Below are 21491 nucleotides of genomic sequence, written 5' to 3' on the forward strand. Positions count from 1 at the left end.
AGGAGCCGACGGCACAGAGCACATTAGCGGCCTCCTCGCGGGTCGAGCGAGCTGGCCCCGGGTGAGCGGCATGCTATGCCCGACAAACCGCCGCCGTCAACCGGCCGGATCAGCGGCGAGGGCGCCTCGCTGCGCGGGCACGACGGCGTCCGCCGCGCCCCCGATCGGATCAGGGCGTGGCGGCGCCGGACTTGGGAGGGGCGGGACCGGGGCTCGGCCCTGAGGGGCCGATCCCCACGTGCGCGAGGATCTTCCGGATGACCGCGGGATCGTGGAGCGTGGCGATCAGGCGCAGCCGGCCCCCCCAATGGGCACAGGCCAGGACATCAATGGCAAATGCCCGGTGCATGAGGGCCGCCCAGGTCCAGGCGCGCGGGGTGGGCTTCACTCCAGCATCGTCCGGACCTGCGGCCAGCAGCGCCGCCGAGGCCGTGGGCTCGGGGAGCACGCGGCCGTACGCGACCACGCGCTCGCGCCACCGGGCGCGCGGAGCCAACACGCCATGGCAGATGAGCAGGTTGGTTTCCGGCCTGGGCGTCATCGCCGCCAACCGTTCCAGGAATTCCAGCGGCTCGAACACCAGCTCCCGCGTGCCGTCGCGCCAGGCCGTCTTCAACTCGAGCCCGACGCGGCCGTCGCTCCGCAGCCGCAGGCGCTCCTGTGCGAAGGGCGGACGTAATACATAGCGGCACAGACGCTCCAGCCCCGCCCGATCGTTCGCCGACACCCACACGTTGGCGTGCAGGTCGAAGCCCTCCAGGTGCGCTTGCCGCGGCCCGCGCGAGGTCACGGCCGCCGCGTCGCGCCCGGCGCCGAGCCGTCGCACTCGCGCCCCCGCGCGCGAGCCCAGCGCCACCCGCCCCTGGACCGAGGTGGGGGCGGGCGGCCTCGCGCTCGTCGATCACGTGATGTGGCCCGGGGAGGGCGGTGGTTCTGGGTGTCCTTGGCGTGTGGCCGGAGCTGGATGGTCCTCCTCGCCCGCAGAGCGCATCGAGTTCCTGATGTAGCACAGGGAATGCTCAGCGAACGTAAGCAGGGGCATGTTTGAGTGGCGTGCTGTCTCTCGTGTGGTCGTCCTCGGCGCGTGCATTCGCCAACGGTTCGGCACACAATCGGGATCGCCTGAGTCACCTTCGGATCGAGGCCGGTCGGGCGGCTCACCGCGGCTGCCTGGGGGGAAACGTGAGCGAGTATCTCTTGCGTCGGCTCGTCTACTTCGTGCCGTTGCTCTTCCTGGTCACGGTGGTGACTTTTTCCGTGGCCTTGCTCTTGCCTGGCGATCCCGCCCTGGCCTACATCGGCGAAGCCAACATGCGTGACAAGGTGATGTACGAGACCATGCGCAAGGAGCTGGGACTGGATCAGCCGATCCCCGTGCAGTATGCCAAGTGGCTGGGCCGCGTGGTGCGAGGGGATTTCGGGCGATCCATCCGGACGCGCGAGCCCGCCCTGGAGGGACTGCTGGCCCGCTTTCCCGTGACGCTTCAGCTCACCGCGATGGCCATGGTCATCGCCCTCCTGCTCGCGGTGCCCGTAGGCATTCTCTCCGCCGTGCGTCCCAACTCCAATGCCGACAAGGCGGGCACCGTGCTGGCCATGAGTGGCGTGGCGATTCCGGATTTCTGGCTGGGCATCATGCTCATCTACGTCTTCTCCGTCTGGCTCAAGATGTTGCCGCCATCCGGCTACGTGCCGCTTTCGCAGGGTCTGGGGCCCAGCCTGCAGGCGATGGTGCTGCCGGCCCTCTCGCTGGGAATGGCCCTCTCGGCCGTGGTGATGCGCCAGCTTCGCTCCGCGCTGATCGAGGTCCTGCAGCAGGAATACGTCATGGTGGCCAGGGCGAAAGGGCTAAGGGAAACGGTTGTCGTCGGACGGCACGCACTCAGGAACGCGCTGATTCCCGTGGTCACCGTCATCGGCCTTCAGACGGGGCGACTGTTCGGGGGCGCGGTTGTCGTGGAGACCATCTTCGCGCTCCCCGGGCTGGGCCGCCTGGCCGCCGATTCCATCTTCTTCCGGGACTTTCCCATGCTGCAGGGGGTGGTGCTCATCCTGGCCCTGGCGGTGTTGCTGGCCAACCTGTTCACCGATTTCCTCTACGCCTTCATAGATCCGCGCATTCGCTACCGGTAGCGGGAGGACGATCGTGGGCTGGCTCCGCGCGGTTCTGACCAGGGCACTACAGACCCGTGGGGCGGGCTTCGGGCTGGTGGTCGTCGCTCTCGTGCTCTTCGTCGCCCTGAGCGCGGACGTGATCGCTCCCTACAATCCCGATCAGGCCCAACGAGCCGGGGTCCTGACCGCCCCCGCCCTCGCTCATTGGCTCGGCACCGACCAGCTGGGCCGGGATGTGCTGAGCCGCATCATCCACGGCGCGCGCACGTCGGTGCAGGCCGGCGTCGTCTCGGTGGGGTTCGCGCTCCTCGCGGGTGTGTCCATAGGACTGCTCGCGGGATACCACGGCGGCTGGATCGACGACGTGCTGGTGCTCCTCGTGGACGCTCTGTGGTCGTTCCCCACCTTGGTGCTGGCCCTGGCCATCGCGGCCAGCCTGGGGCCCGGCCTCACCAACGCCATGCTGGCCATCGGCGTCGTGTTCACCCCGATCTTTGCTCGGCTGGTGCGCGGGCAGACCCTCTCCGTGCGCGAGCGCGACTTCGTCGTGGCGGCGCGGGCGCTCGGCGCCGGGCCCGGGCGCATCATGCTCCGCCACATCTGGCCGAACGTGACCGCGCCGATCATCGTACAGACATCGCTGCTGGTGGCGTCCGCCATCGTCGTCGAGGCCGCCCTCAGCTTCCTCGGCCTCGGCATCGAGCCACCCACGTCCAGCTGGGGATCGATGCTCAAGGCGGGCTATCAATACATGCAGCAGGCGCCGTGGCTCTCCTTCGCGCCGGGCACGGCCATCTTCGTCACCGTCCTCGCCTTCAATCTACTGGGAGACGGCTTGCGTCGCGGCCTCGACCCTCGGCTGCGACAGCAAGGCTGGAGTTAAGATTAGCCTGGATTATTCGCGAGACCACGCCACCCTGATCTACTCAGCCCTCGCCTCAGGGCTGCGCCCTTCAGCTCGAACTGCGGCCCTCTCCCTCGGAGAGGGAGAGGGATTCATTTTGATCCCTCGCCCCCGAAAGGGGGAGAGGGCAGGGTGAGGGGGAGGCCAGGATGCGGTACGCGCGCTCGTGAATAGTTCGGGCTAAGCGACGCGGTAGCGCTGGATCATGGCTTCGTCGAGAACGAGGCCGAAGCCGGGGTCTGGCGAGACCTCGATCATGCCGTCCTTGATCGCCGGACGATTGGCCCACATCGATTGCCACACCGGATCGCGCTCGGGGTCGGCGAAGCACTCGGCGTAGGTGCCGTGCGGCACCGCCGCCATCAGGTGCTGGGCGATCTGCGACTCCTCGTGGTGCGCCATGTCCACGCCCGCCGCGCCGCAGAGCGCGGCCGCCCGGCGCCACTCCGTGACGCCACCGCATTCCGAGGCGTCGACGTTGACGAGATCGACGGCGCCGGCTTCCAGGAGGCGGCGCACGCCGTGGCTGGTGATCTCGCTCTGCCCGGCCGTGATGGGGATCCGCGTGGCCTGGCGCACCCGGGCCATGAGGGCGGCATCGTCGTACCAGTGGCACGGCTCCTCGAACCAGCGGATGTCGAGGTGCTCGATGAGGCGCGCGAAGCGCACGGCATCCTGAGCCGGCCAGCCACGGTTGGCGTCCACGGCCAGCACGAAGTCGGGGCCGGCGGCGCGGCGCGCCACCTCGACGCGCTCCGCGTCCTGCTCGGGCGTGAGTCCGCCCACCTTGAACTTGCAGCCCGCCATGCCCGCTCGGCGGTAGGCTTCCATCTCGCGCCCGATATCCGCGAGCGTCTTGCCTTCCATGTAGTACCCACCGATGGAGATGATGGGGAGCCGGCTCCGGTAGCCGCCGAGGAGCGCGCACACGCTCTTGCCGAGCGCCTTGCCGGCAAGGTCCCAGAGCGCGCAGTCGACGCAGGCGATGGCCTCCAGCAGCGTCTTGCGGTCGCGGCTCGCATGGGAGAGCGCGAACATCGTCTCCCAGACGCGCTCGCCCTCGAAGATGCTCATGCCGATCACGCGGGGGGCGAGGGCTTCGTGGATCAGCCGCGTGATCTCGAGGCCGTGCTCCCGGTTGTCGCCGTTGTAGACCTCGCTGACGAGCCCCGCGTCGGTCCGCATGCGGGTGATGACGGTGTTGCGCTTGAGGACAGCGTACGTGCTGCCGCCGAAGTTCCGGGTGAGGGGAATCTCGACGGGGATGGCCTCGACGCTCTCGATGCGCACGCGAGCTCAGCCCGGACTATGCGTGAACATCTGACCCCCTCATCTACTCAGCCCTCACCTCGTCGCCCGAGGCGGACGTCTCGGCTCGAACTGCGGCCCTCTCCCCCAGTGGGGGAGAGGGATCAGAATCAAGAGAGCCGCGTGGCGAGAGTGTTGTCTTCCCTCGCCCCCGCCGCGGGGGAGAGGGCAGGGTGAGGGGGCCGTACGACGAGCGCGTCTCGTTCATGAATGATCGGGACCCTTCCCCCTCGCCCGCTCTTCAGGAGCGGCGGGCGAGCGGACCGCGCAGCAGCCGCCCCGGCAGCGCCCCCGTGTGCTTGCCGTCGCGCAGCACCGTCTCGCCGTTGACCACGGTGGCGGAGATGCCGCGGGCCCGCTGCACGAGGCGTCGCGCGCCCGCCGGCAGGTCGTTCACCACCTCGGGCATCTCGGGCGCCACGGTGTCGGGATCGAAGACGACGAGATCGGCGGCGAACCCTTCCCGGACCAGCCCGCGGTCCGCGAAGCCCCAGTGGGTGGCGTTGTCGAAGCTCAGCATGCGCACGGCCTGCTCGAGGGTCAGGGCCTGCTTCCTCCGCACCCAGTAGCTGAGCAGATGGGTCTGGAGCGAGGCGTCCATGATCTGCGAGACGTGGGCGCCGGAGTCCGAGAAGGTCACCACGGTCCGCGGATGCTTGATCAGCTCGAGGGCGTGGTCCTGGTTCTCGTTGGCGATGGGCTGGAGGAAGAAGCGCTCCAGGTCCTTCTCGAGGGCGAGATCGATGATGGCCTCGACGGGATCCACGCCGCGCTCGCGCGCGATCTCCGCCACGGAGCGGTGCGGCCCTTCGGGCGTGTCCATGAGGAAGATCCACTCGTAGGCGGCGGCCCTCGGCTCGGCTCCGATGGGCTGGCGCTCGTCGCGCTGACCCGCGGCCTCGACGAGCCGGCGCTTCAGCTCGGGGTCGCGCAGCCGGCGCTTCTGCTCCTCGAGCGGCAACGCCCGCAGCTCCTTCCACACGGGCAGCCGATCGAAGGGCAAGCTCGTCTTGAACGAGAGCACGATGGTGAGGGCGCGACTGTGGACCTGGGCGAACATGCGGCCACCCGCGCGAGCCGTCTCCTCGAGCAGGCCGATGTACTGCCGCCACAGCTCGGGCGCGTCGCGGCGGCTGAAGAGGCCCCAGGTGACGGGGCGCCCCGTGTCGACGGCGAGATCGCGCAGCCGCACGTGATAGTCGCGCAGCCCCTCGTGATCGTCGCCGAATCGCTCGCCGGCGATCTCGAAGATGCCGGCGTTCATCTCGCCCATCGCGCCCACCAGACGTCGCACCTCGTCCCAGGTCGCGAGGCGGCTGGCCACGGGGCGGCCATCGGGCGTCTCGTGGCTCGGCGAGCGCGAGGTCGTCAAGCCCATGGCTCCCGCGGCCAGGCCGCTCCTCAGCTCCTTTTCCATCGCGGCCAGATCGCTCTCATCGGCCGGCTTGTCGAAGGCGCGCTCGCCCATGACATAGGTGCGCAGCGCGGAGTGGCCGAGGTAGCCCGCGTAGTTGATCCCTTTGGGCAGGGAGTCGAGCGTGTCGAGGAACTCCGCGAAGGTCGTCCACGTCCAGTCGATGCCCGCCTCCATCGCCTTGGCGGCGATGTCCTCGGCCCGCTCGAGATTGCGGATGACGAGGTGCCGGTCGGGCTTGGCGCAGGGCGCGAGGGTGAACCCGCAATTCCCCATGACCACGCTGGTCACGCCGTGCCAGCACGAGCAAGTGCCGAGGGGATCCCAGAAGACCTGGGCGTCCATGTGAGTGTGGCCGTCCACGAACCCGGGCGCCACCACCTGACCCTCGGCGTCGATGACCTCGCGAGCGGACTCCCGGATGCGGCCGATGGCGGCGATGCGTCCGCCCGTCACCCCGACGTCGCCCCGGTATCGGGGCTGCCCGGATCCGTCCACCACCCAGCCGTTCTTGATCACGAGGTCATAGGACATTGCCTGCTCCTCTCGGTCGTAGGGGCCCACTCGTCGAAGTCGCCTCATGGTACTCCAACTCCTCGCCCAGGTCATGGGCCGCGCGCCCCGGAGTCAGGCCTTGACCCGGACGCCGATTCGCTTGGCCGCCTGCCGAAGTCGCTCGTCGGCCGTCGCGATGGGGGCGGCGTGCGACACGGCGAGCGCGAGGTACAGGCAGTCATAGACCGGATGTCCGAGCTCGACGGCCAGCCGAGCGGCAGACGGAAGGAGCGCCGCCGAAGGCGTCCAGCCAATTCCCAGGGCAAGGAGATTCGTGACGGCCTGCTCGACGTCCGCCCGCTCCATCTCGCGACGACGATGCTTCTTCCACCAGGCGTTGGTGGCCTCGACAGCCATCAGGTCGGGAGCGAGCAGGGGAGAGTCGGTTTCGAGAAGCTGGTCTGCTCCCCACCTGTCCGGCTCGTTGGCGAACCAGAGAAATGCGATGGAGGCGTCGACGACGACGGGTTCCGCTATCGCCGGAGTGTATCGCGGGCCGCGCTCGCGCATGCGCCGGGCGGGGGCCCTGGTCGCCCGGCGTGGCGTCATCGCTCCCGGTCTTCCCGGATCAGCTCCACTCCACGGGAGCGGTGGGGACGCTGGCGGGCGCGAATGGCCGCCGCCCGCGCGGCAATCTCCGCCCGGCTCACCCGCGTGCCGTCGGCGAGGACTCGCCGCGCCTCCTGCTCGACCGACACGCCGCGGAGGCGAGCCTGCAGCCGCAGACGCTCGGCTACCTCGTCATCGAGGTTCCGGATGATGATCGTCGCCATGGTGTCGATATCGTCTCATGCTAGCAGCGATATCGCAATGTGTTATCAGACGAGCGCTGTCGACGACCCCCTGCTCGGTAACCGAAATTTTGATGTGATGCGGGCGCTTGACCTCTCCTCGCGAACACACTAAGCTCCGCCACACCTGAGGAGCTGCTCCCGACCCGACGCTTTGGAAGGAGTCCGATCATGGGACGCGCGTACAACATCATCGATGCCGATGGACACGTGCTCGAGCCGGTGGACATCTGGGAAAAGTACATGGATCCCGCGTATCGCGACCGCGCCCCGCGGATCATCGTGGACAAGGACGGCAAGGAGCGGCTCAGCGTCGAGGACAAGATCCTGGGCAGCCCCAAGGGCCTCGGCAACATCGGGGCCATCGGGGCCCGGCAGGGTGACGTGGCCGAGATGACCATGAAGTACGTGGAGGGCCGCAAGGGCGGCTTCGATCCGCACGCCCGCATCCCGGACATGGACCTCGACGGCATCGACGCCGCCTTCCTGTACCCGAGCCTCGGCCTCTTCTCGGGGGCCATCCAGGATCCCGGGCTCGCCGCCGCCGTTTGCCGGGCCTACAACCGCTGGCTCGCGGACTACTGCAAGCCCTATCCCGATCGCCTCTTCGGGGTGGCCATGCTCCCCATGCAGTCGATCGATCTCGCCATCGAGGAGATGCGCTTCGCGCGCACGCGGCTCGGCATGCGTGGCGGCTTCCTCCGCCCCAATCCCTACAACGGCCGCATGCTGCACCACCCGGACTACGCGCCGTTCTGGTCCGAGGTGGAGGAGCTGGACTTCTCCATTGGGCTCCACGAGGGGGCGAGCGGCGGCATGCCGCAGGTGGGCGTCGATCGCTTCACCACGCGCGGGGCGCGCCACATCATCTCCCACACCCTCGAGATGATGCTGGCCGCCATGAGCGTGATCTGGGAGGGCGTGTGCGACAAGCACCCGAAGGTGCGCATTGCCTTCCTGGAGTCGGGCGGGGGATGGATCGCCCCCTGGCTCGACCGCATGGATCGTCATTTCGACGACAAGGGCTTCAACGACTCGGATCTCTCCATGCGCCCGAGCGAGCTGTTCCAGCGCAACTGCTGGATCTCCTTCGAGCCCGTGGAGGGCAGCCTCAGCGTCCTCGCGGATTACATCGGGCCGCACAAGATCCTGTGGGCCACCGACTATCCGCACCCGGACGGGTTTTTCCCCGGCGCCCCGAAGCTGATCGCTGACCGGCCGGAGCTGTCGGCGGAGACGAAGCGACAGATCCTGGCCGGAGGCGCCAAGGGATTCTACGCGCTCGCCTAGGCGCGAGCGCACGAGGGGGAACCATGGCACGGGTGACAGGGCTCGGACACGTCGGCATCTACGTGCGCGACCTCGACCGCATGGTCGCCTTCTACCGGGACATCATGGGCATGCAGGTGACCAAGCAGAACTGGCGCGCGGGCGCCGTCTTTCTGAGCGCGGATCCTGAGGCCGTGGACCACGAGATAGCGCTCATGCGCGGGAGGCCCGACGCCGCGGATCCGCATCTCATCCAGCAGATCTCCATGCGGGTGTCCACCCTCGACGACCTGCGGACCTTTCGCCGCCGCCTGATCGCCGAGGGCTATCGCATCGAAGGCATCGTCAACCACGCCAGCGCCATCGGCTGCTACTTCTTCGACCCCGAGGGCAATCGCACCGAGGTGTTCTGGGTCACGGGCCGACCCTGCTGGGTGCCCACCGTGAAGCCCATCGACATTGAGCAATCCGATGATGCCGTGCTGGCCGAGGTGGATCAGCTCTGGAATCAGCTTCGCGACGTGCCCGTGGGAGGGCGGATGTCCGAAGAGACCGCGACGCTCGGGGTCACTCGACAGGCATAGACGGAGCAAAGCCCCAGGAGGGGAGCCAATGACGGCCAAGCTCGATCGTCGCACGTTCCTGGCGGGTACCGCGCTCGCGGCCGCCGCCACACTGCCCCGGCCGGCCAGGGCCCAGGCCAAGCCGGTCCGCATCGGCCTGCTGACGGTGAAGACCGGGCCGCTTGCCCAGGGCGGCATCCAGATGGAGCAGGGCACCATCCGCTTCCTCAAGGACAGGAACTACACGCTGGCCGGCCGCAAGGTCGAGCTCATCGTCGCCGACACGGGCGGCAACCCCGCGGGTACCAAGACCAAGACTCAGGAGCTCGTCGAGCGCGACAACGTCGACATGATCTTCGGTCCGCTCGCGGCCTTCGAGCTGCTCGCCATCACCGACTACGCCGCTGCCGCGAAGATGCCGATCCTGAGCCTCGCTGCGGCCGAGGACATGACCCAGCGCCGACCCAACCCGTATTTCGTCCGGGCCTCCGGCACCTCGGCGCAGTACTTGCACCCCCTGGCCGACTACGCGGCCAAGGAGCTGAAGTTCAAGCGCGTGATCACCCTCGCGGACGACTTCGCCTTCGGCCACGAGCAGATGGCCGGGTTCCAGCGCGTCTTCGAGGACGCGGGGGGCCGGGTCGTGAAGAAGCTGTGGCCGCCGCTCGTGACTCCCGACTACACGCCGTATCTCGCGCAGATCAGCGGCGTCGACGCAATCGTCCAGGGCTTCGCCGGATCGAACCCCTTGAAGTTCATGAAGCAGTACAAGGACCAGGGGCTCAAGCTCCCGGTCCTCGCCGGCGCGCCGGCCGGCGACGATGCGCTCCTGAAGTCCTTCGGCGACGAGGCGCTGGGGATGATCTCGAGCAACTTCTATACGAACGATTTCGACACGCCGAGCAACAAGCGGCTCATCGACGGGATGGTGCGCGACTACGGCAACATCCCGGGCACCTATTCCGCCGGTCTCTACGTCAACGGGATGGTCGCCGAGGCGGCCCTCGAGAAGACGGGCGGGAAGACCGACGACAGGGAGGCGTTCATCAAAGCGTTGCGCGCCGTGAAGCTCACCGACACGCCGCGCGGACCGTTCCACTTCGACCACTTCGGCAACGTCGTCGGGAGCTTCTATATCCGGAAATGCGAGCGGAAGGGCGACAAGCTCGTCAACACGACGATCAAGGCCTATCCGAACGTGAGCCAGTTCTGGACCTACGACGAGAAGTGGTTCCTCACGCAGCCCGTCTACTCGCGTGATTACCCGCCCTTGAAGAGCTGAGCGCGCGATCGAGCGTGCCCGGGACAAGGCGGTGGGGGGTGATGGGGGGAGCGCCGTTCGCTCCCCTCATCCTCGATTGAAGGCATGAGCCTGTGGGTGGTGTTGGCCGTCAACAGCATCACCTTCGGCGGCCTCCTCTTTCTCCTGTCCGCCGGCTTTTCCCTGATCTTCGGGTTGATGAAGATCCCCAACCTGACCCACGGCTCCTTCTTCATGCTGGGCGCGTACTTCGCCACCAGCCTGATCGCGCGAGGGTTCAATTTCTGGGCGGCCGCCCTCGTGGGCGGGCTGCTCGTGGCCGCCTTCGGCGGCGTCATCGAGCGCTTCATCCTGCGCCGGCTGGCCGGGGCGGAGCTGGCGCAGGTCCTGGTTACCCTGGGGCTGTCCTTCATGGTCGCCGACGTGTGCCTCATGGTGTGGACCGGCGATCCTATCCGCATCGACACGCCCGCCGGTCTGCGTGGCGCCACCTCGATGCTCGGCCTGGGCTTTCCCACCTATCGCCTCGCCATCAGCCTCATCGCCGTAGTCTTCGCGGCCGCGCTGTGGGCGTTGCTCGACCGGACGCGGCTCGGCGCCATGATCCGCGCCGGCGTCGACGATCCCGCCATGGCCCGCGTGGTGGGTATCCGCGTCTCGCGGCTCTTCACCATCGTCTTCTGCCTGGGGGCATGGCTGGCCGGCTTTGCCGGGGTCATCGGCGGGCCTATCCTCTCTGTCTATCCGGGGCTCGATCAAGAGATGCTGCCCCTGGCCCTCGTCGTGGTCATCCTGGGCGGGAGCGGCAGCTTGCTCGGCTCGCTCGTGGGCAGCTTCGTGGTCGGCTTCCTCTACAACTTCGGCCAGGCCATGTTTCCCGAGCTCGCGTACGTCGTGCTGTTCTTGCCCATGCTCATCGTGCTGGTGGTGCGACCCCAGGGCCTCTTCGGACGGCCGGCCCTGTGAAGCGGCTCGCCTGGATGGCCGCCCTCGTGATCCTCGCGGCGGTTCCCTTCTGGGTCAGCGGCACTTTCTACGTCAATATCGCGAGCCAGATCCTCCTTTACGCCATCCTTGCCCTAGGCGTGAACGTGCTGGCCGGCTATGCCGGGCTCGTCACCCTTGGCCACGCGGGGCTCTTCGGCATCGCCGCCTACGCCGCGGCCAAGATCATGAATGCCGGCTATGGCCACGTCACCGTGGCCACGGGCGCCCTCGCGGTGACGCTGGTGGCGGCCGCCGTCTTCGCGGTGCTGGCCCTGCGCGGCACCGGGCTCGGCTTCGTCATGATCACCGTGGCCCTCGGTCAGATCGTCTGGGGGGTCGCCTATCGCTGGATCAGCCTCACCAATGGCGACAATGGCATCTCGATCACCGGACGCCCGAGCCCGCTCGGGCTGTCGCTGACCACGCCCGCGCGCTTCTACTGGGCGACCCTCATCGTGTTCGTGATCGCCGTCATCTCCATGGCCATCTTCGTGGCCTCACCGTTCGGAGCGAGCGTGCGCGGCACCCGCGATCAGCCGCGGCGCATGAACGCGCTCGGCTACCATGTGTGGATGATCCGCTTTCTCGCCTTTCTCTTCTCCGCCTTCTGGAGCGGGGTGGCCGGACTGCTCTACCTCTACTACAACCAGTTCGTGAGCCCCCAGGCGGTGGCCCTCACCGCCTCCGCCGAGGCGCTCCTGATGGTGATCGCGGGCGGCTCGGCCACCCTCCTCGGGCCCATCGCGGGGGCGGGGCTGGTGGTGGTGATCAAGAACGTGGCGAGCGGCTACATCGAGCGCTGGAACTTCGTCCTCGGCGCCATCTTCGTGGCCATCGTCGTGTTCATGCCGGAAGGGCTGGTGCCGGGTGCGGTGCGACTGGCGCGGCGGGTGCGCGGGCGATGAGCGCGCTGGCCGTTCGCGGGCTCGAGAAGCGGTTCGGCGGTCTGCGCGTCACCGCCGACGTGAGCCTGGGCGTCGAGGCGGGCGAGCGCCGGCTCATCATCGGCCCGAATGGCGCCGGCAAGACCACGCTCTTCAACCTCATCACCGGCGAGCTCCGCCCGGACGGCGGGTCGGTCAGCCTCTTCGATCGGGACATCACGGGGGTGCCCAGCCGCCGGCGGACCCATCTCGGCATTGCCCGCACCTATCAGATCATCACGCTGTTCCAGGGCGAGACGCTGTTGCGCAACATCACCTTGTCATTGCTCGGCCTCTCTCGCCTTCGCTGGAACCCGTTCGTCAGGCTCGCCAAGCGAGAGGGGCTGGTGGATCAGGCGCGGGCCACCCTGGCGCGGGTGGGCCTCGACCATCTCGCCGAGCGCCCTCTCGCCCAGACTTCCTACGGAGAGCGACGTCGCGCCGAGATCGCCATGGCCCTGGCCCAGAACCCGAGGATCCTGCTGCTCGACGAGCCGTTCGCGGGCCTGTCCATCGACGAGCGCCGGGATGTCCTCCGCCTCGTGAACGAAATACCGCGAGATGTCACCGTGGTGATGATCGAGCACGACATGGACGTGGCCCTCGACTTCGCCGAGCGGATCACCGTGCTGCATTTCGGGAAGGTGGTGGTCGAGGGCACGCGGGCCGAGGTGGTGGCCCATCCGCGTACCAAGGAGATCTACCTTGGCGAGTGATGCGCTCGTGCTGAGCGAGATCGATGCGTTCTACGGCGACAGCCATGTGTTGCACCGCGTATCGCTGCAGCTGGGCGAAGGCCGTCTCCTCGGCCTGCTCGGCCGCAACGGCGCGGGCAAGTCCACGTCCATGAACGTGACGATCGGCCTGCTCCCCCCGCGCCGCGGCGCCGTCACCGTCTTCGGAAGCGCGGTCACCGGTCGCTCCCCCGAGGCCGTCGCCGCGCAGGGCGTGGCCCTGGTGCCGCAGGGGCGCCGGGTCTTTCGCAGCCTCACCGTCCGGGAGAACCTGGCCGTGGCCGGGCGCAAGCCGCGGGGCCGCCTGCCCATGCTGTGGACGCTCGAGACCGTGTTTGCCCTCTTCCCCGTCCTTCGCGAGCGCCACCAGCAGATCGCCGGCTCTCTCTCCGGCGGCGAGCAGCAGATGCTCGCCATCGGCCGGGCCCTGATGTCGAACCCGCGCGTGCTCTTGATGGACGAGCCGTCGGAAGGCCTGGCCCCGCAGATCGTGGCCGAGGTCATGTCGACCATCCGGCGCCTCAAGGAGCAGGGGCTGTCCATCGTGCTCGTCGAGCAGAACGCCAAGCTGGTCTTCGACGTGGCCGACGACATCGTCATCCTCAACAGCGGCCATGTGGCGGTCCAGGGACCGGCGGCCGACCTGCGCCAGCGCGGCATCGACCTGAGCCAGCACCTGGGGATCTACTGACCCGCCGTCGGGAAGAGCCGACGACGAGCGGTCGCCTTCCTCGGCCGGTCAGATCTTCAGCAGGCGCTCCAGATTCTTCGACAGGATCGCCTCTTTCTCGTCCGACGAGAGGCTCTTCATGCCGAGGATCCAGGAGACCGGCCAGTCCAGCGCCATGTCATACGGCCAGTCCGTTCCGAAGACCACTCGATCGACGCCCACGGTGTCGATGAGGAAGCGCAGGGCCTCCTCCGTGTAGACGATGCAGTCGTAGTAGAAACGGTTGAGGTAGGCGCTGGGAGGCTTGGTGATGTGAGCGCGCGCCTCTGACCGTACCTGCCAGCCGTGGTCCATGCGGCCGATGCCGTAGCAGGTATAGCCACCGCCGTGGCCGAGAACGATCTTGAGGTCGGGGCACTCGTCCATGACCCCGCCGTGGACCAGGGTGGCGAAGGTCACCGCGCGATCCACGAGGTTGCCGATGGTATTCGGCAGGTGGTAGCGCTTGCTCCGCGGGCTCACCAGCGTCTCGCCTCCCTGGTGGAAGAAGACGAGGGCGCCCATCTGCTCCGCGGCCTTCCAGAAGGGGCGAAACTCCGGCTCGTCGAGGGTGCGGCCAAGGACGTGATCGTTGATCTCCACGCCCTTGAGTCCGAGCTGGGTCATGCACCGTTCCATCTCGGCGATGGCGGCTTTCACGTCCTGCATGGGCAGGGTGCCGAGCCCGGCGAAGCGCTGGGGCCAGGTCCGGGTCATGTCAGCGATCTCGTCGTTGGTGGCCTTCGAGGTGGCTGTCGCCACCTTGGCGTCGAGATGATAGTTGTAGAAGCCGACATACGGCGAAACGACGTGGACGTCCACCCCGAGCGAAGCCATGTCGGCGAGACGCTCCTCGGGTGTCCATCGGGCGCGCGGCGGAAGCAGCTGCCGGTGGCTGCCCACCACCGCCGTCTCCGCTCCCCGCGCGTCCTTCTCGCGGGTGATGGTGTGCCAGGCGCCGCCGTTCTCCGTGGCCCGCCAGAAGCATTGCGGGGTCAGATGGGCGTGGATGTCGATGCTGCGCATAGGTCTCCTTCGCTACGGGCAGACAGTCTGGATGAACTTCTCCGGCGGCCGCTCTCCCCACTGCGAGACCAGCCCCTCCTCGGCCGAGAGCAGGTTCGAGCCGTTCTTGACATTCAGGCGATCGGTATCCGACCAGTGCTCGTGCACCCGGCCCCACGGGTCGGCCCAGTAGTCGTAGATCTGGCTCCCCAGCAGATGCCGTCCGATCCCCCACATGTGCTCGTACTTGCCGAGCTGTTTGAGGTACTCGTGGCCCATGAAGACGTCATCGATGTCCTGGACCTCGAAGGACAGGTGGTTGAGCCCCGCCCGCTCGTTCCTGATGCAGAAGAACACGTGGTGGTCGACGTACTCCTTGCCGCGGTCGCAGCGATTGAAGGACCCGATGATGTTGTCCTTGCTCCCCGCGTAGACGTCGTCCGAGCAGATGAAGCCCAGCGTCTCGCGGAACCACTGCGCCGTCTCCTTCACGTCGGGAACGGCCATGACCCCGTGGCCGATCCGCTTCACCCGCGAGGCACCCTTGGGAAGCCGCATCAGGGTGCCTGCCCGCTTCAGCGAGTCGTTGCCGAGATTGAGCGGCTGGCGCTTCACGGTGATGGCGGGGAGCCGCTTGATGCCGTGGACCACCTCGATCTGGTAGCCATGCGGCTCCCGCAGCCGGACGCGCTTGCCGCCGCCCGGCTCGTCGATGGCCTCCACGGGCGAGGCGCCGGGGGCCTTGGCCAGCCGCTTGAGGTCGTCCAGGCTGGCCGCGTAGTAGGCGAAGCCCACGAAGCCGGGATCGCCTTTTTCCGTGACGTGAATGTGATGAGTGGGATCCGTCCCGCGCATGTAGAGGGCGTTCTTGGTCCGTTCCGCCTTGACCATTCCGAAATGGGTCAGGAACTCCTCCGCCACGTCCAGATCGGGGGAGCGGAGCCGTCCATACGCGAGGTCGGTCACCTTGATCTGCGCCATGATCCTCTCCATTGTCTTTCTGCGTTGTTGTTCACAAAGAGACCATCCCGCTGGATGGTTCCGGGGGGCGGCCCGGGCGACCCACCCCCGGGAACGTACCGCATCCTCGACGCTTTGAACACGCCTTCTCGCCCGGCTCAGGGCGTCGCCGTGGCCAGCACGACGATGGCGAGGATGACGACCAGAGCGAGCACGAGCAGCACCACGGATCGCTCGAGAACGGCCGCCCGTCGTGGAAAGAGCTGGAAGATGAGCACGACGGCGAGCAGGATGACGCAGATGGCGAGCAGCCTGAAGGCCCGGACCTCAATCGGTACCATGCAAAGCCTCCCCCGGCGCCATCGCCTCTCGGAAGTATCCCTCTCCCCTCAGGGGAGAGGGCAGGGTGAGGGGTGGCCCACCCTCGGCGGAACCGTCGGCTTGACCCTCGCCCCATACTGGGAGAGATGAGCCGCCGGGCCGCCCTCTTGCCTCTTTTCCTCGTCGCGGCCACCCTGCTCGCGGTTAGCGTGGCGGCCGCCGACCCGACGCGCTTCCGCGTCCAGCCCGAGGCCAGCGACGTGCGGTTCAAGGCGACCTCGCGCCTGATGGACGCCGACGGAAAGTTCTCCAGGTTCGCGGGCGAGGTGACCGTCGATCCCAAGGACCCCGCCACGGCGAAGATCACCGTGACCATCGAGGCCGTGTCCGTCGACACGGGCATCGGCATGCGCGACAAGCATCTGCGCGGCGCGGATTTCCTCGACGTGGCGCGCTTCCCGACCATCAAGTTTGAGAGCCAGCGCGTGGAGGTGACGGGGCGCAAGGCCGTGGTCAACGGCCAGCTCACCGTGCACGGGGTGACGCGGGAGATCGCGGTGCCCGTGGAGGTTCAGCTCTCCGAGGTCGCCCTGGTCGCCGCGGGTGAGTTCGTCCTGAATCGTCGGGACTATGGGATCAACTACTCGTCCGCCTGGAATCCCGTCGGCGACTCCGTGCGGGTGACCTTCACGATCCGCGCCCGCGTGTCCTGACGGGCGGCCGTGGCCGCCTTCGCTAGGCTCCATAGGTCGTGGGATTGATGATCCACCACCCGCGGGCCTTCATGCAGTCCAGATAGGGGCGAATCGCGTCGTTCTCCGCCGGGGTGAGCTGCACGCCGCCGAGCGTGCGCGGGTCATCGGCACCGACGCCGGTCTGCTCTCGGCACGCTCCCCGATCCTTCCTGAGCTCCGCTTCCGTCCCCCCGGCCTTGTCCCATGTCTTTTCCGAGAAGGAGGCGTAGCGAGCGCCGCTGGTGCACCCCACCGCCACCATCAGGACCAGGAGAAAGGAAAGGGATCTGAGCGCGACCATGCATGCCTCCTCTCGCCAGCGTGACGTGCTGGCCTCAAGTCTAGCAGACTCGTCGTCTCAGCGAGCGAGAGCGGGGAGGACCTCGCGGCCGAACAGCTCCACCGTGCGCACGGGATCGGCGGCCAGGCTGACCGTGAACATGAGCTGGCTCGCTCCCGCGGCGGCCGCCGCGCGCGCCTGCTCGATGCAGTCGTCGGGAGTGCCGGCGATGGCGAGCCGGGCCCGCAGATAGTCGAAGAGCCCCAGCCGCTTTACCAGCGTGGGATCCATCTCCCGCTGTCGCGTCGTGTAGCTTCGGCGAAGCTCCCGCACGCCCGCCACGAGCTCGGGAGGAACTCCGCGCCCCTTGGGATCAGGTCCCAGGATGTAGGCGGCCACGAAGCCGAGGATATTTCCGAGCTTCTCGTGAGCCGCCTCGCGTTTCTCGCTCACGTCGAGGCAGGCGATGGACCACACGTCGATGTCGCTCGACGGCCGCCCCGCTTCCTTGGCGCCGGCCTCGATCAGCGCGCGCGCATGCCTCACGTGCTCCCGCCCGAGGCCATAGTTCACGAAGGCGCCGTCGGCTACCGCGCCGGCGGCCCGCAGGGCCACGGGTCCCGAGGCCGCCGCGTAGACGGGCACCCGCTTCCGCACCCAGGGCAGGTGGGCGCTGACGCCACGCCACGAGGCCGGCTTGCCGCTCAGCACCTCTCTGAGAAAGGCAATGCCGTCGCGCAAGGCTTCGGGCCCCGCGGGGACACCTCCGATATTGGTGACCCCGCTATGCCCGGCGCCTATGCCCAGGATGGTACGGCCGCCCGAGGCGATGTCGACTGACGCCGCCGCCGATGCGGTGATGGACGGATGGCGGCTGACCAGGTTTGTCACGCACGTGGCGAGCCGGACGCGCGAGGTGGCGGAGACGGCCAGGGTCATGGCCACCCAGGGATCCATGGCATTGCCCGGCGTGTCGGCGATGCCCACCATGTCGAAGCCGTAGTCGTCCCCGAGCCGCGCCATGCGAGCCGTGTACTCGGGCGTGTAGGGCCAGAAAAAGAACCCGCAACGCATGAGCGCAGCTTCAGGGTTTGAGGGGGGGATAGTCGCGCGAGTAGGCGGGGTTCTTCAGAAACTCCTCGGGTTTGTAGGTCCAGAATTGCGAGACGAGCGGATAGGTGTGGATGATGGTGTTGACGAGCTTGCCGCCCTGCCTGTCCACGCGAACGATGTACACGTTCTCCGTCGGGTTGCCGTACTCGTCCAGCTTGATGGGCCCGCGGGGATCGGGGGTGGCCTCGATGGCGCGGCGGATGGCCGCCACGAGCTTCTCACGGTCCTCGACCTGTCCATCCAGGGACCGCGCGGCCTCGGCGATCCAGCGTCCGGAGCTGTACATGACGGCATGGAAGTAGGCGGGCGTTCTCCCGAACTTCGCCTCGGCCAGCTTCATGAACGTCTGATTCGCGGGATTCTGCAGCGTGGGGCTCCAGAGGAGCGCGCCCACGATGCCCACGGCCTCGTCACCCATCCCGCGCAGCGCGCTCTCGTCGGTCATGACGCCGGTGCCGATGAGGGGCACCTTGCCCTTCAGTCGAGACTCTGCGTACTGCTTGACGAAGCGCACGGCCTGGCCCGCCGCGAAGACGGCGCACACGGCGTCGACGTCGGGCGGGATCTGGGCCAGATACGGCGCGAAGTCGAGGGCGTTCAGGGGCACCCAGAGCTTCTGGACGACCTTGCCCCCGCTGTCCTCGAAGACTCGATGGAATCCCCCGATCTCCTCGTGCCCGAAGGGATTGTCCATGGCCACGGTCGCCACCCGCCGGTACTTGAGCGTTTTCGCCGCGTAGTCGCCCAGGGGATGCATGATCTGGCTCGCCGCGAAGTTCGAGCGCAGGAGCCACTTGGCAATCTTGCGCTTGGTCAGGTCGTCGGGCGTGGTGAGGAACAGCGTGGGGAGCTGGTCGCGCTCGATGAGGGGGACCAGGCTATTGCCCACGTTGGCGAGAAGGACGCCGGTGAGGACATGGATCTTGTCGTGGCTGACGAGCTTCCGGTACTTCGCGATGGCCGTGGTCGAGTTGCCCTCCGTGTCCTCCTCGAAGAGCTCGATCTTGCGGCCACCCGCCTGGTAGCCGATCTGCTCCAGCGCCAGCTTGAGGCCGTCGAGCATGTCCTTGCCGGCCTGGGCGAAGATCCCCGTCTGGGGGCCGAGGAATCCGATGCGGATCGTCTCCGCGGCGGTCGAGGGACGAGGCGCGAGGGCGATCAAGGCCAGGGCCATGGACGCGGCGGCGACGACGCGGATGACTCTCATGCGCGCTCCTCCTTGAGTTCGAGCAGGCCGCTAGACTAGCACGTCGCGACTACGCTAGGCTTCCCGCCATGTCCGTCATGATCGTGGGCGGCGGTCTCGTGGGTCTGAGCGCGGCATTCCATATCCGCCGCGCGGATTCCGCGCGCCCCGTGACCGTGCTCGAACGGGCCCGTATCGGCTCGGCCGCCTCGGGCGCGAGCGCGGCGGGTGTGCGGGCCATGGGCCGTGATCCAGCCGAGCGCCGCCTCGCCCTCGAGAGTCTGAGGCGCTGGCCCGAGCTCAATCGGGAGCTGGAAGCGGAGACTCGATACCGGCGCGGGGGCGGGCTCCGCGTGGCCCTCGACGACGGCGCGTGGCGGGCGGCGCGAAGCTGGGCGGACGAGCAGCGCGCTGATGGCGTGCCCCTCGAGGTCGTCGACGCGGCGGCGACGAGGCGTCTCGTGCCCGGCATATCTCCCGAGTGTCTGGGCGGCGTCTTCTCCTCTATCGATGGCCAGGCTGGCGCCATGGCCACGGTGCAGGCCTTCGCGATGGCGGCCCGGCGCCTCGGCGCGCAGATCGAAGAGGGCGTCGGCGCGCGACGGCTGCTCGCCGAGGGCGGTCGCGTGGTGGCCATCGAGCGAAGCGACGGCGCGCGGCAATCCTGCGACGTCGCCATCGTGGCGGCCGGCGCCTGGAGCGCCTCCCTCCTGGCCGCTCTCGGGGTCCGACTGCCGCTGGAGACGCGACCGCTCCAGATGCTGCTCACGGTGCCCGCGGCGCGCGCGCTGACTCCGGTCGTCGGCTGCTTCGAGAGAAAGCTGAGCCTCAAGCAGCTCATGGATGGCGCCTATCTCATCGGCGGCGGCTGGCCGGCGCGCATCGTCGATCTTGCGAGCAATCGCTGGGAAGTGCTCGAGGACAGCGTGAAGGGGAGCCTGGAGGTCGCGGCTTCCGTTTATCCGGTGCTGAGCGACTGTGCGCTGGCCGAGAGCTGGGCCGGGCTCGAGGCGTTCACGCCGGACGAGCTCCCCGTGCTGGGGCCGGTCCCCGGCGTCGACGGGCTGCTCGTCGCCGCCGGATTCTCGGGCCACGGGTTCGCCTTGAGTCCCGTGGTCGGCGACGTGCTTGCGAGACTGGCGCAGGGGCGCGACGCCCTCGAGCCGCTCTGGCGCGGTCTTCGCGTCGACCGGCCGGGCCTGGCGGGCTCCTGAGACGAGCAATTCATGACGGCCGGCAAGGCTAGGCATGCGGCTCGGTCTCGACGGAGGGCTCATATGACGGTTCCACGGGTCATCATGATGGTCAGTCTTCCCCTCATGCTGCTGCGGGCCGACGAGGTCATCCAATGATCAGGCGCCGGGCGTTCATCGGGGGCTTGACTAGCCGCCTCCTCGCTGCTCCGCGCGCCGCAGGCGCGCAGCAGGCGCCGAAGGTCTGGCGGATCGGGTTCCTCGGGCCTCCCCCGTCTAGCGAATGGGGTGGCGTTCTCGTTCAAGCCTTTCATCAGGGGCTCCGTGAGCGAGGGTACGTGGAGGGACAGAACATCACCATCGAGTACCGATCGACGGAATCGGCGAACAATGAGCAGATCCGCGTCGGGGCAGCCGAGCTCGTGCGCCTCAGGGTCGAGGTCTTGGTGGTGTCCGTCGCGTTGGCGGCCCTGGCCGCCAAGGAGGCGACGACGACGATTCCGATCGTGATGGTGAGTGTGACGGATCCCGTTGCGAGCGGGCTCATCGCCAGCCTGGCGAGGCCGGGCGGGAACATCACGGGCCTGACCACTATCGCGACCGAGGTCGTGGGGAAACAGATGGGGCTCCTCAAGGAGGCGATTCCCCGGGCGTCACGGGTCGGCATCCTCTGGAACCCTCTCAATCCCGACGGCCGGACCATGCTGAGAGAAGCCGAGGCGGCCGCCAAGTCGATAGGGTTGCGGGCTCTCGTCGTTGAGGCGCGAGGCCCCGATGACTTTGATGGTGCCTTCTCGGCCATGGTCAGGGGTCGCGTGGATGCGGCACTCGTTGTCGCGGATGGAATGTTCTACATCTACCGGGCACGGATGGCGGAACTGACGGTGAGGCACCGCTTACCGGCGATGTTCGGGATACTGGATCAACCGAAGTTCGGTGGCCTCATGGCATACGGGAGGAACCCGGGAGAGAACTACCGGCGCGCTGCCTACTATGTCGACAGGATTCTCAAGGGCGCCAAGCCCGCCGATCTGCCCGTCGAACAGCCGACGAAGTTCGAGCTCGTCATCAACCTCAAGACCGCCAAGGTGCTCGGGCTCACCATCCCGCCGTCGCTGCTGGCTCGGGCCGAAGAGGTAATCAGGTGACTACTCGAAAGGCTGGCC

The 21491-nt window shown here is 68.0% G+C and carries 23 protein-coding genes; 12 read left to right on the forward strand and 11 right to left on the reverse strand.

The features are described from left to right. Positions 1-169: 169 nt before the first annotated feature. Positions 170-826: a transposase gene (locus VGT00_13640; GenBank protein HEV8532456.1), complete on the reverse strand. Its 657-nt coding sequence runs from the start codon at positions 824-826 to the stop codon at positions 170-172. Positions 827-1182: 356 nt separating this feature from the next. Here VGT00_13640 and VGT00_13645 point away from each other — a divergent pair, with 356 nt between their 5' ends. Further along, positions 1183-2133, forward strand: coding sequence for an ABC transporter permease (locus tag VGT00_13645; protein ID HEV8532457.1), 951 nt, complete (start codon positions 1183-1185; stop codon positions 2131-2133). Positions 2134-2146: 13 nt separating this feature from the next. After that, positions 2147-2998 (forward strand): ABC transporter permease, encoded by an 852-nt coding sequence (locus VGT00_13650; GenBank protein ID HEV8532458.1) that lies wholly within the window; start codon positions 2147-2149, stop codon positions 2996-2998. A gap of 201 nt (positions 2999-3199) precedes the next feature. On the opposite strand, the gene VGT00_13655 is transcribed toward VGT00_13650, so the two are convergent. From VGT00_13655 to VGT00_13670, 4 genes are all read right to left on the reverse strand, one after another. After that, positions 3200-4309: a mandelate racemase/muconate lactonizing enzyme family protein gene (locus VGT00_13655; protein ID HEV8532459.1), complete on the reverse strand. Its 1110-nt coding sequence runs from the start codon at positions 4307-4309 to the stop codon at positions 3200-3202. Between the two features lie 259 nt (positions 4310-4568). Next, positions 4569-6275, reverse strand: a complete 1707-nt coding sequence (locus VGT00_13660) for an amidohydrolase family protein (GenBank protein ID HEV8532460.1) — start codon at positions 6273-6275, stop codon at positions 4569-4571. A 93-nt stretch (positions 6276-6368) separates the two neighbouring features. After that, positions 6369-6845 (reverse strand): type II toxin-antitoxin system VapC family toxin, encoded by a 477-nt coding sequence (locus VGT00_13665; protein ID HEV8532461.1) that lies wholly within the window; start codon positions 6843-6845, stop codon positions 6369-6371. Further along, positions 6842-7069: a plasmid stabilization protein gene (locus VGT00_13670; GenBank protein ID HEV8532462.1), complete on the reverse strand. Its 228-nt coding sequence runs from the start codon at positions 7067-7069 to the stop codon at positions 6842-6844. Before VGT00_13670 ends, VGT00_13665 begins: the two co-directional genes overlap by 4 nt. Positions 7070-7258: 189 nt before the next feature. Here VGT00_13670 and VGT00_13675 point away from each other — a divergent pair, with 189 nt between their 5' ends. The 7 genes from VGT00_13675 to VGT00_13705 all read left to right on the forward strand — a co-directional run bounded on the left by VGT00_13675 (position 7259) and on the right by VGT00_13705 (position 13515). After that, positions 7259-8377 (forward strand): amidohydrolase family protein, encoded by a 1119-nt coding sequence (locus tag VGT00_13675; GenBank protein HEV8532463.1) that lies wholly within the window; start codon positions 7259-7261, stop codon positions 8375-8377. 23 nt (positions 8378-8400) lie between these two features. Further along, a complete protein-coding gene (locus tag VGT00_13680; GenBank protein ID HEV8532464.1) occupies positions 8401-8940 on the forward strand; it encodes a VOC family protein in 540 nt (179 codons plus the stop codon). 28 nt (positions 8941-8968) lie between these two features. After that, entirely contained in the window at positions 8969-10201 is a 1233-nt protein-coding gene (locus VGT00_13685; protein HEV8532465.1) for an ABC transporter substrate-binding protein, read from the forward strand. 84 nt (positions 10202-10285) lie between these two features. Further along, positions 10286-11146 carry a branched-chain amino acid ABC transporter permease gene (locus VGT00_13690; protein ID HEV8532466.1) on the forward strand — a complete coding sequence of 287 codons (861 nt, stop codon included), beginning with the start codon at positions 10286-10288 and terminating at the stop codon, positions 11144-11146. After that, positions 11143-12072 (forward strand): branched-chain amino acid ABC transporter permease, encoded by a 930-nt coding sequence (locus VGT00_13695; protein ID HEV8532467.1) that lies wholly within the window; start codon positions 11143-11145, stop codon positions 12070-12072. Before VGT00_13690 ends, VGT00_13695 begins: the two co-directional genes overlap by 4 nt. Next, positions 12069-12806: an ABC transporter ATP-binding protein gene (locus tag VGT00_13700; protein HEV8532468.1), complete on the forward strand. Its 738-nt coding sequence runs from the start codon at positions 12069-12071 to the stop codon at positions 12804-12806. The genes VGT00_13695 and VGT00_13700 overlap by 4 nt, the downstream gene beginning before the upstream one ends. Further along, on the forward strand, positions 12796-13515 hold the full coding sequence (locus VGT00_13705) for an ABC transporter ATP-binding protein (protein ID HEV8532469.1): 720 nt from the start codon (positions 12796-12798) through the stop codon (positions 13513-13515). Before VGT00_13700 ends, VGT00_13705 begins: the two co-directional genes overlap by 11 nt. 48 nt (positions 13516-13563) lie before the next feature. Here the strand turns inward: VGT00_13705 and VGT00_13710 are convergent, their stop codons facing one another. The 3 genes from VGT00_13710 to VGT00_13720 form a co-directional block, all read right to left on the reverse strand. After that, entirely contained in the window at positions 13564-14559 is a 996-nt protein-coding gene (locus VGT00_13710) for an amidohydrolase family protein (protein ID HEV8532470.1), read from the reverse strand. Positions 14560-14571: 12 nt separating this feature from the next. Beyond that, positions 14572-15519 carry a VOC family protein gene (locus VGT00_13715; protein ID HEV8532471.1) on the reverse strand — a complete coding sequence of 316 codons (948 nt, stop codon included), beginning with the start codon at positions 15517-15519 and terminating at the stop codon, positions 14572-14574. A 137-nt stretch (positions 15520-15656) separates the two neighbouring features. After that, the gene (locus tag VGT00_13720) at positions 15657-15839 is read right to left on the reverse strand and encodes a hypothetical protein (GenBank protein HEV8532472.1); all 183 of its coding nucleotides are present in this window, start codon (positions 15837-15839) and stop codon (positions 15657-15659) included. 126 nt (positions 15840-15965) lie between these two features. On the opposite strand from VGT00_13720, the gene VGT00_13725 reads away from it, so the two are divergent. After that, positions 15966-16532 carry a YceI family protein gene (locus VGT00_13725; protein HEV8532473.1) on the forward strand — a complete coding sequence of 189 codons (567 nt, stop codon included), beginning with the start codon at positions 15966-15968 and terminating at the stop codon, positions 16530-16532. A gap of 22 nt (positions 16533-16554) precedes the next feature. Here the strand turns inward: VGT00_13725 and VGT00_13730 are convergent, their stop codons facing one another. The 3 genes from VGT00_13730 to VGT00_13740 are packed head-to-tail and all read right to left on the reverse strand — an operon-like array spanning position 16555 to position 19153. Beyond that, positions 16555-16854, reverse strand: a complete 300-nt coding sequence (locus VGT00_13730; GenBank protein ID HEV8532474.1) for a hypothetical protein — start codon at positions 16852-16854, stop codon at positions 16555-16557. Positions 16855-16911: 57 nt separating this feature from the next. Next, positions 16912-17907, reverse strand: a complete 996-nt coding sequence (locus VGT00_13735; protein HEV8532475.1) for an LLM class flavin-dependent oxidoreductase — start codon at positions 17905-17907, stop codon at positions 16912-16914. A 10-nt stretch (positions 17908-17917) separates the two neighbouring features. Next, positions 17918-19153, reverse strand: coding sequence for an ABC transporter substrate-binding protein (locus tag VGT00_13740; protein HEV8532476.1), 1236 nt, complete (start codon positions 19151-19153; stop codon positions 17918-17920). Positions 19154-19221: 68 nt separating this feature from the next. Here VGT00_13740 and VGT00_13745 point away from each other — a divergent pair, with 68 nt between their 5' ends. After that, complete coding sequence (locus tag VGT00_13745) at positions 19222-20346, forward strand: FAD-binding oxidoreductase (protein HEV8532477.1); 1125 nt, start codon at positions 19222-19224, stop codon at positions 20344-20346. Positions 20347-20480: 134 nt separating this feature from the next. Then, positions 20481-21473, forward strand: a complete 993-nt coding sequence (locus VGT00_13750; protein HEV8532478.1) for an ABC transporter substrate-binding protein — start codon at positions 20481-20483, stop codon at positions 21471-21473. Positions 21474-21491: the final 18 nt, after the last annotated feature.

It is taken from the genome of Candidatus Methylomirabilota bacterium (genome assembly GCA_036002485.1).
GTDB lineage: Bacteria > Methylomirabilota > Methylomirabilia > Rokubacteriales > CSP1-6 > AR37.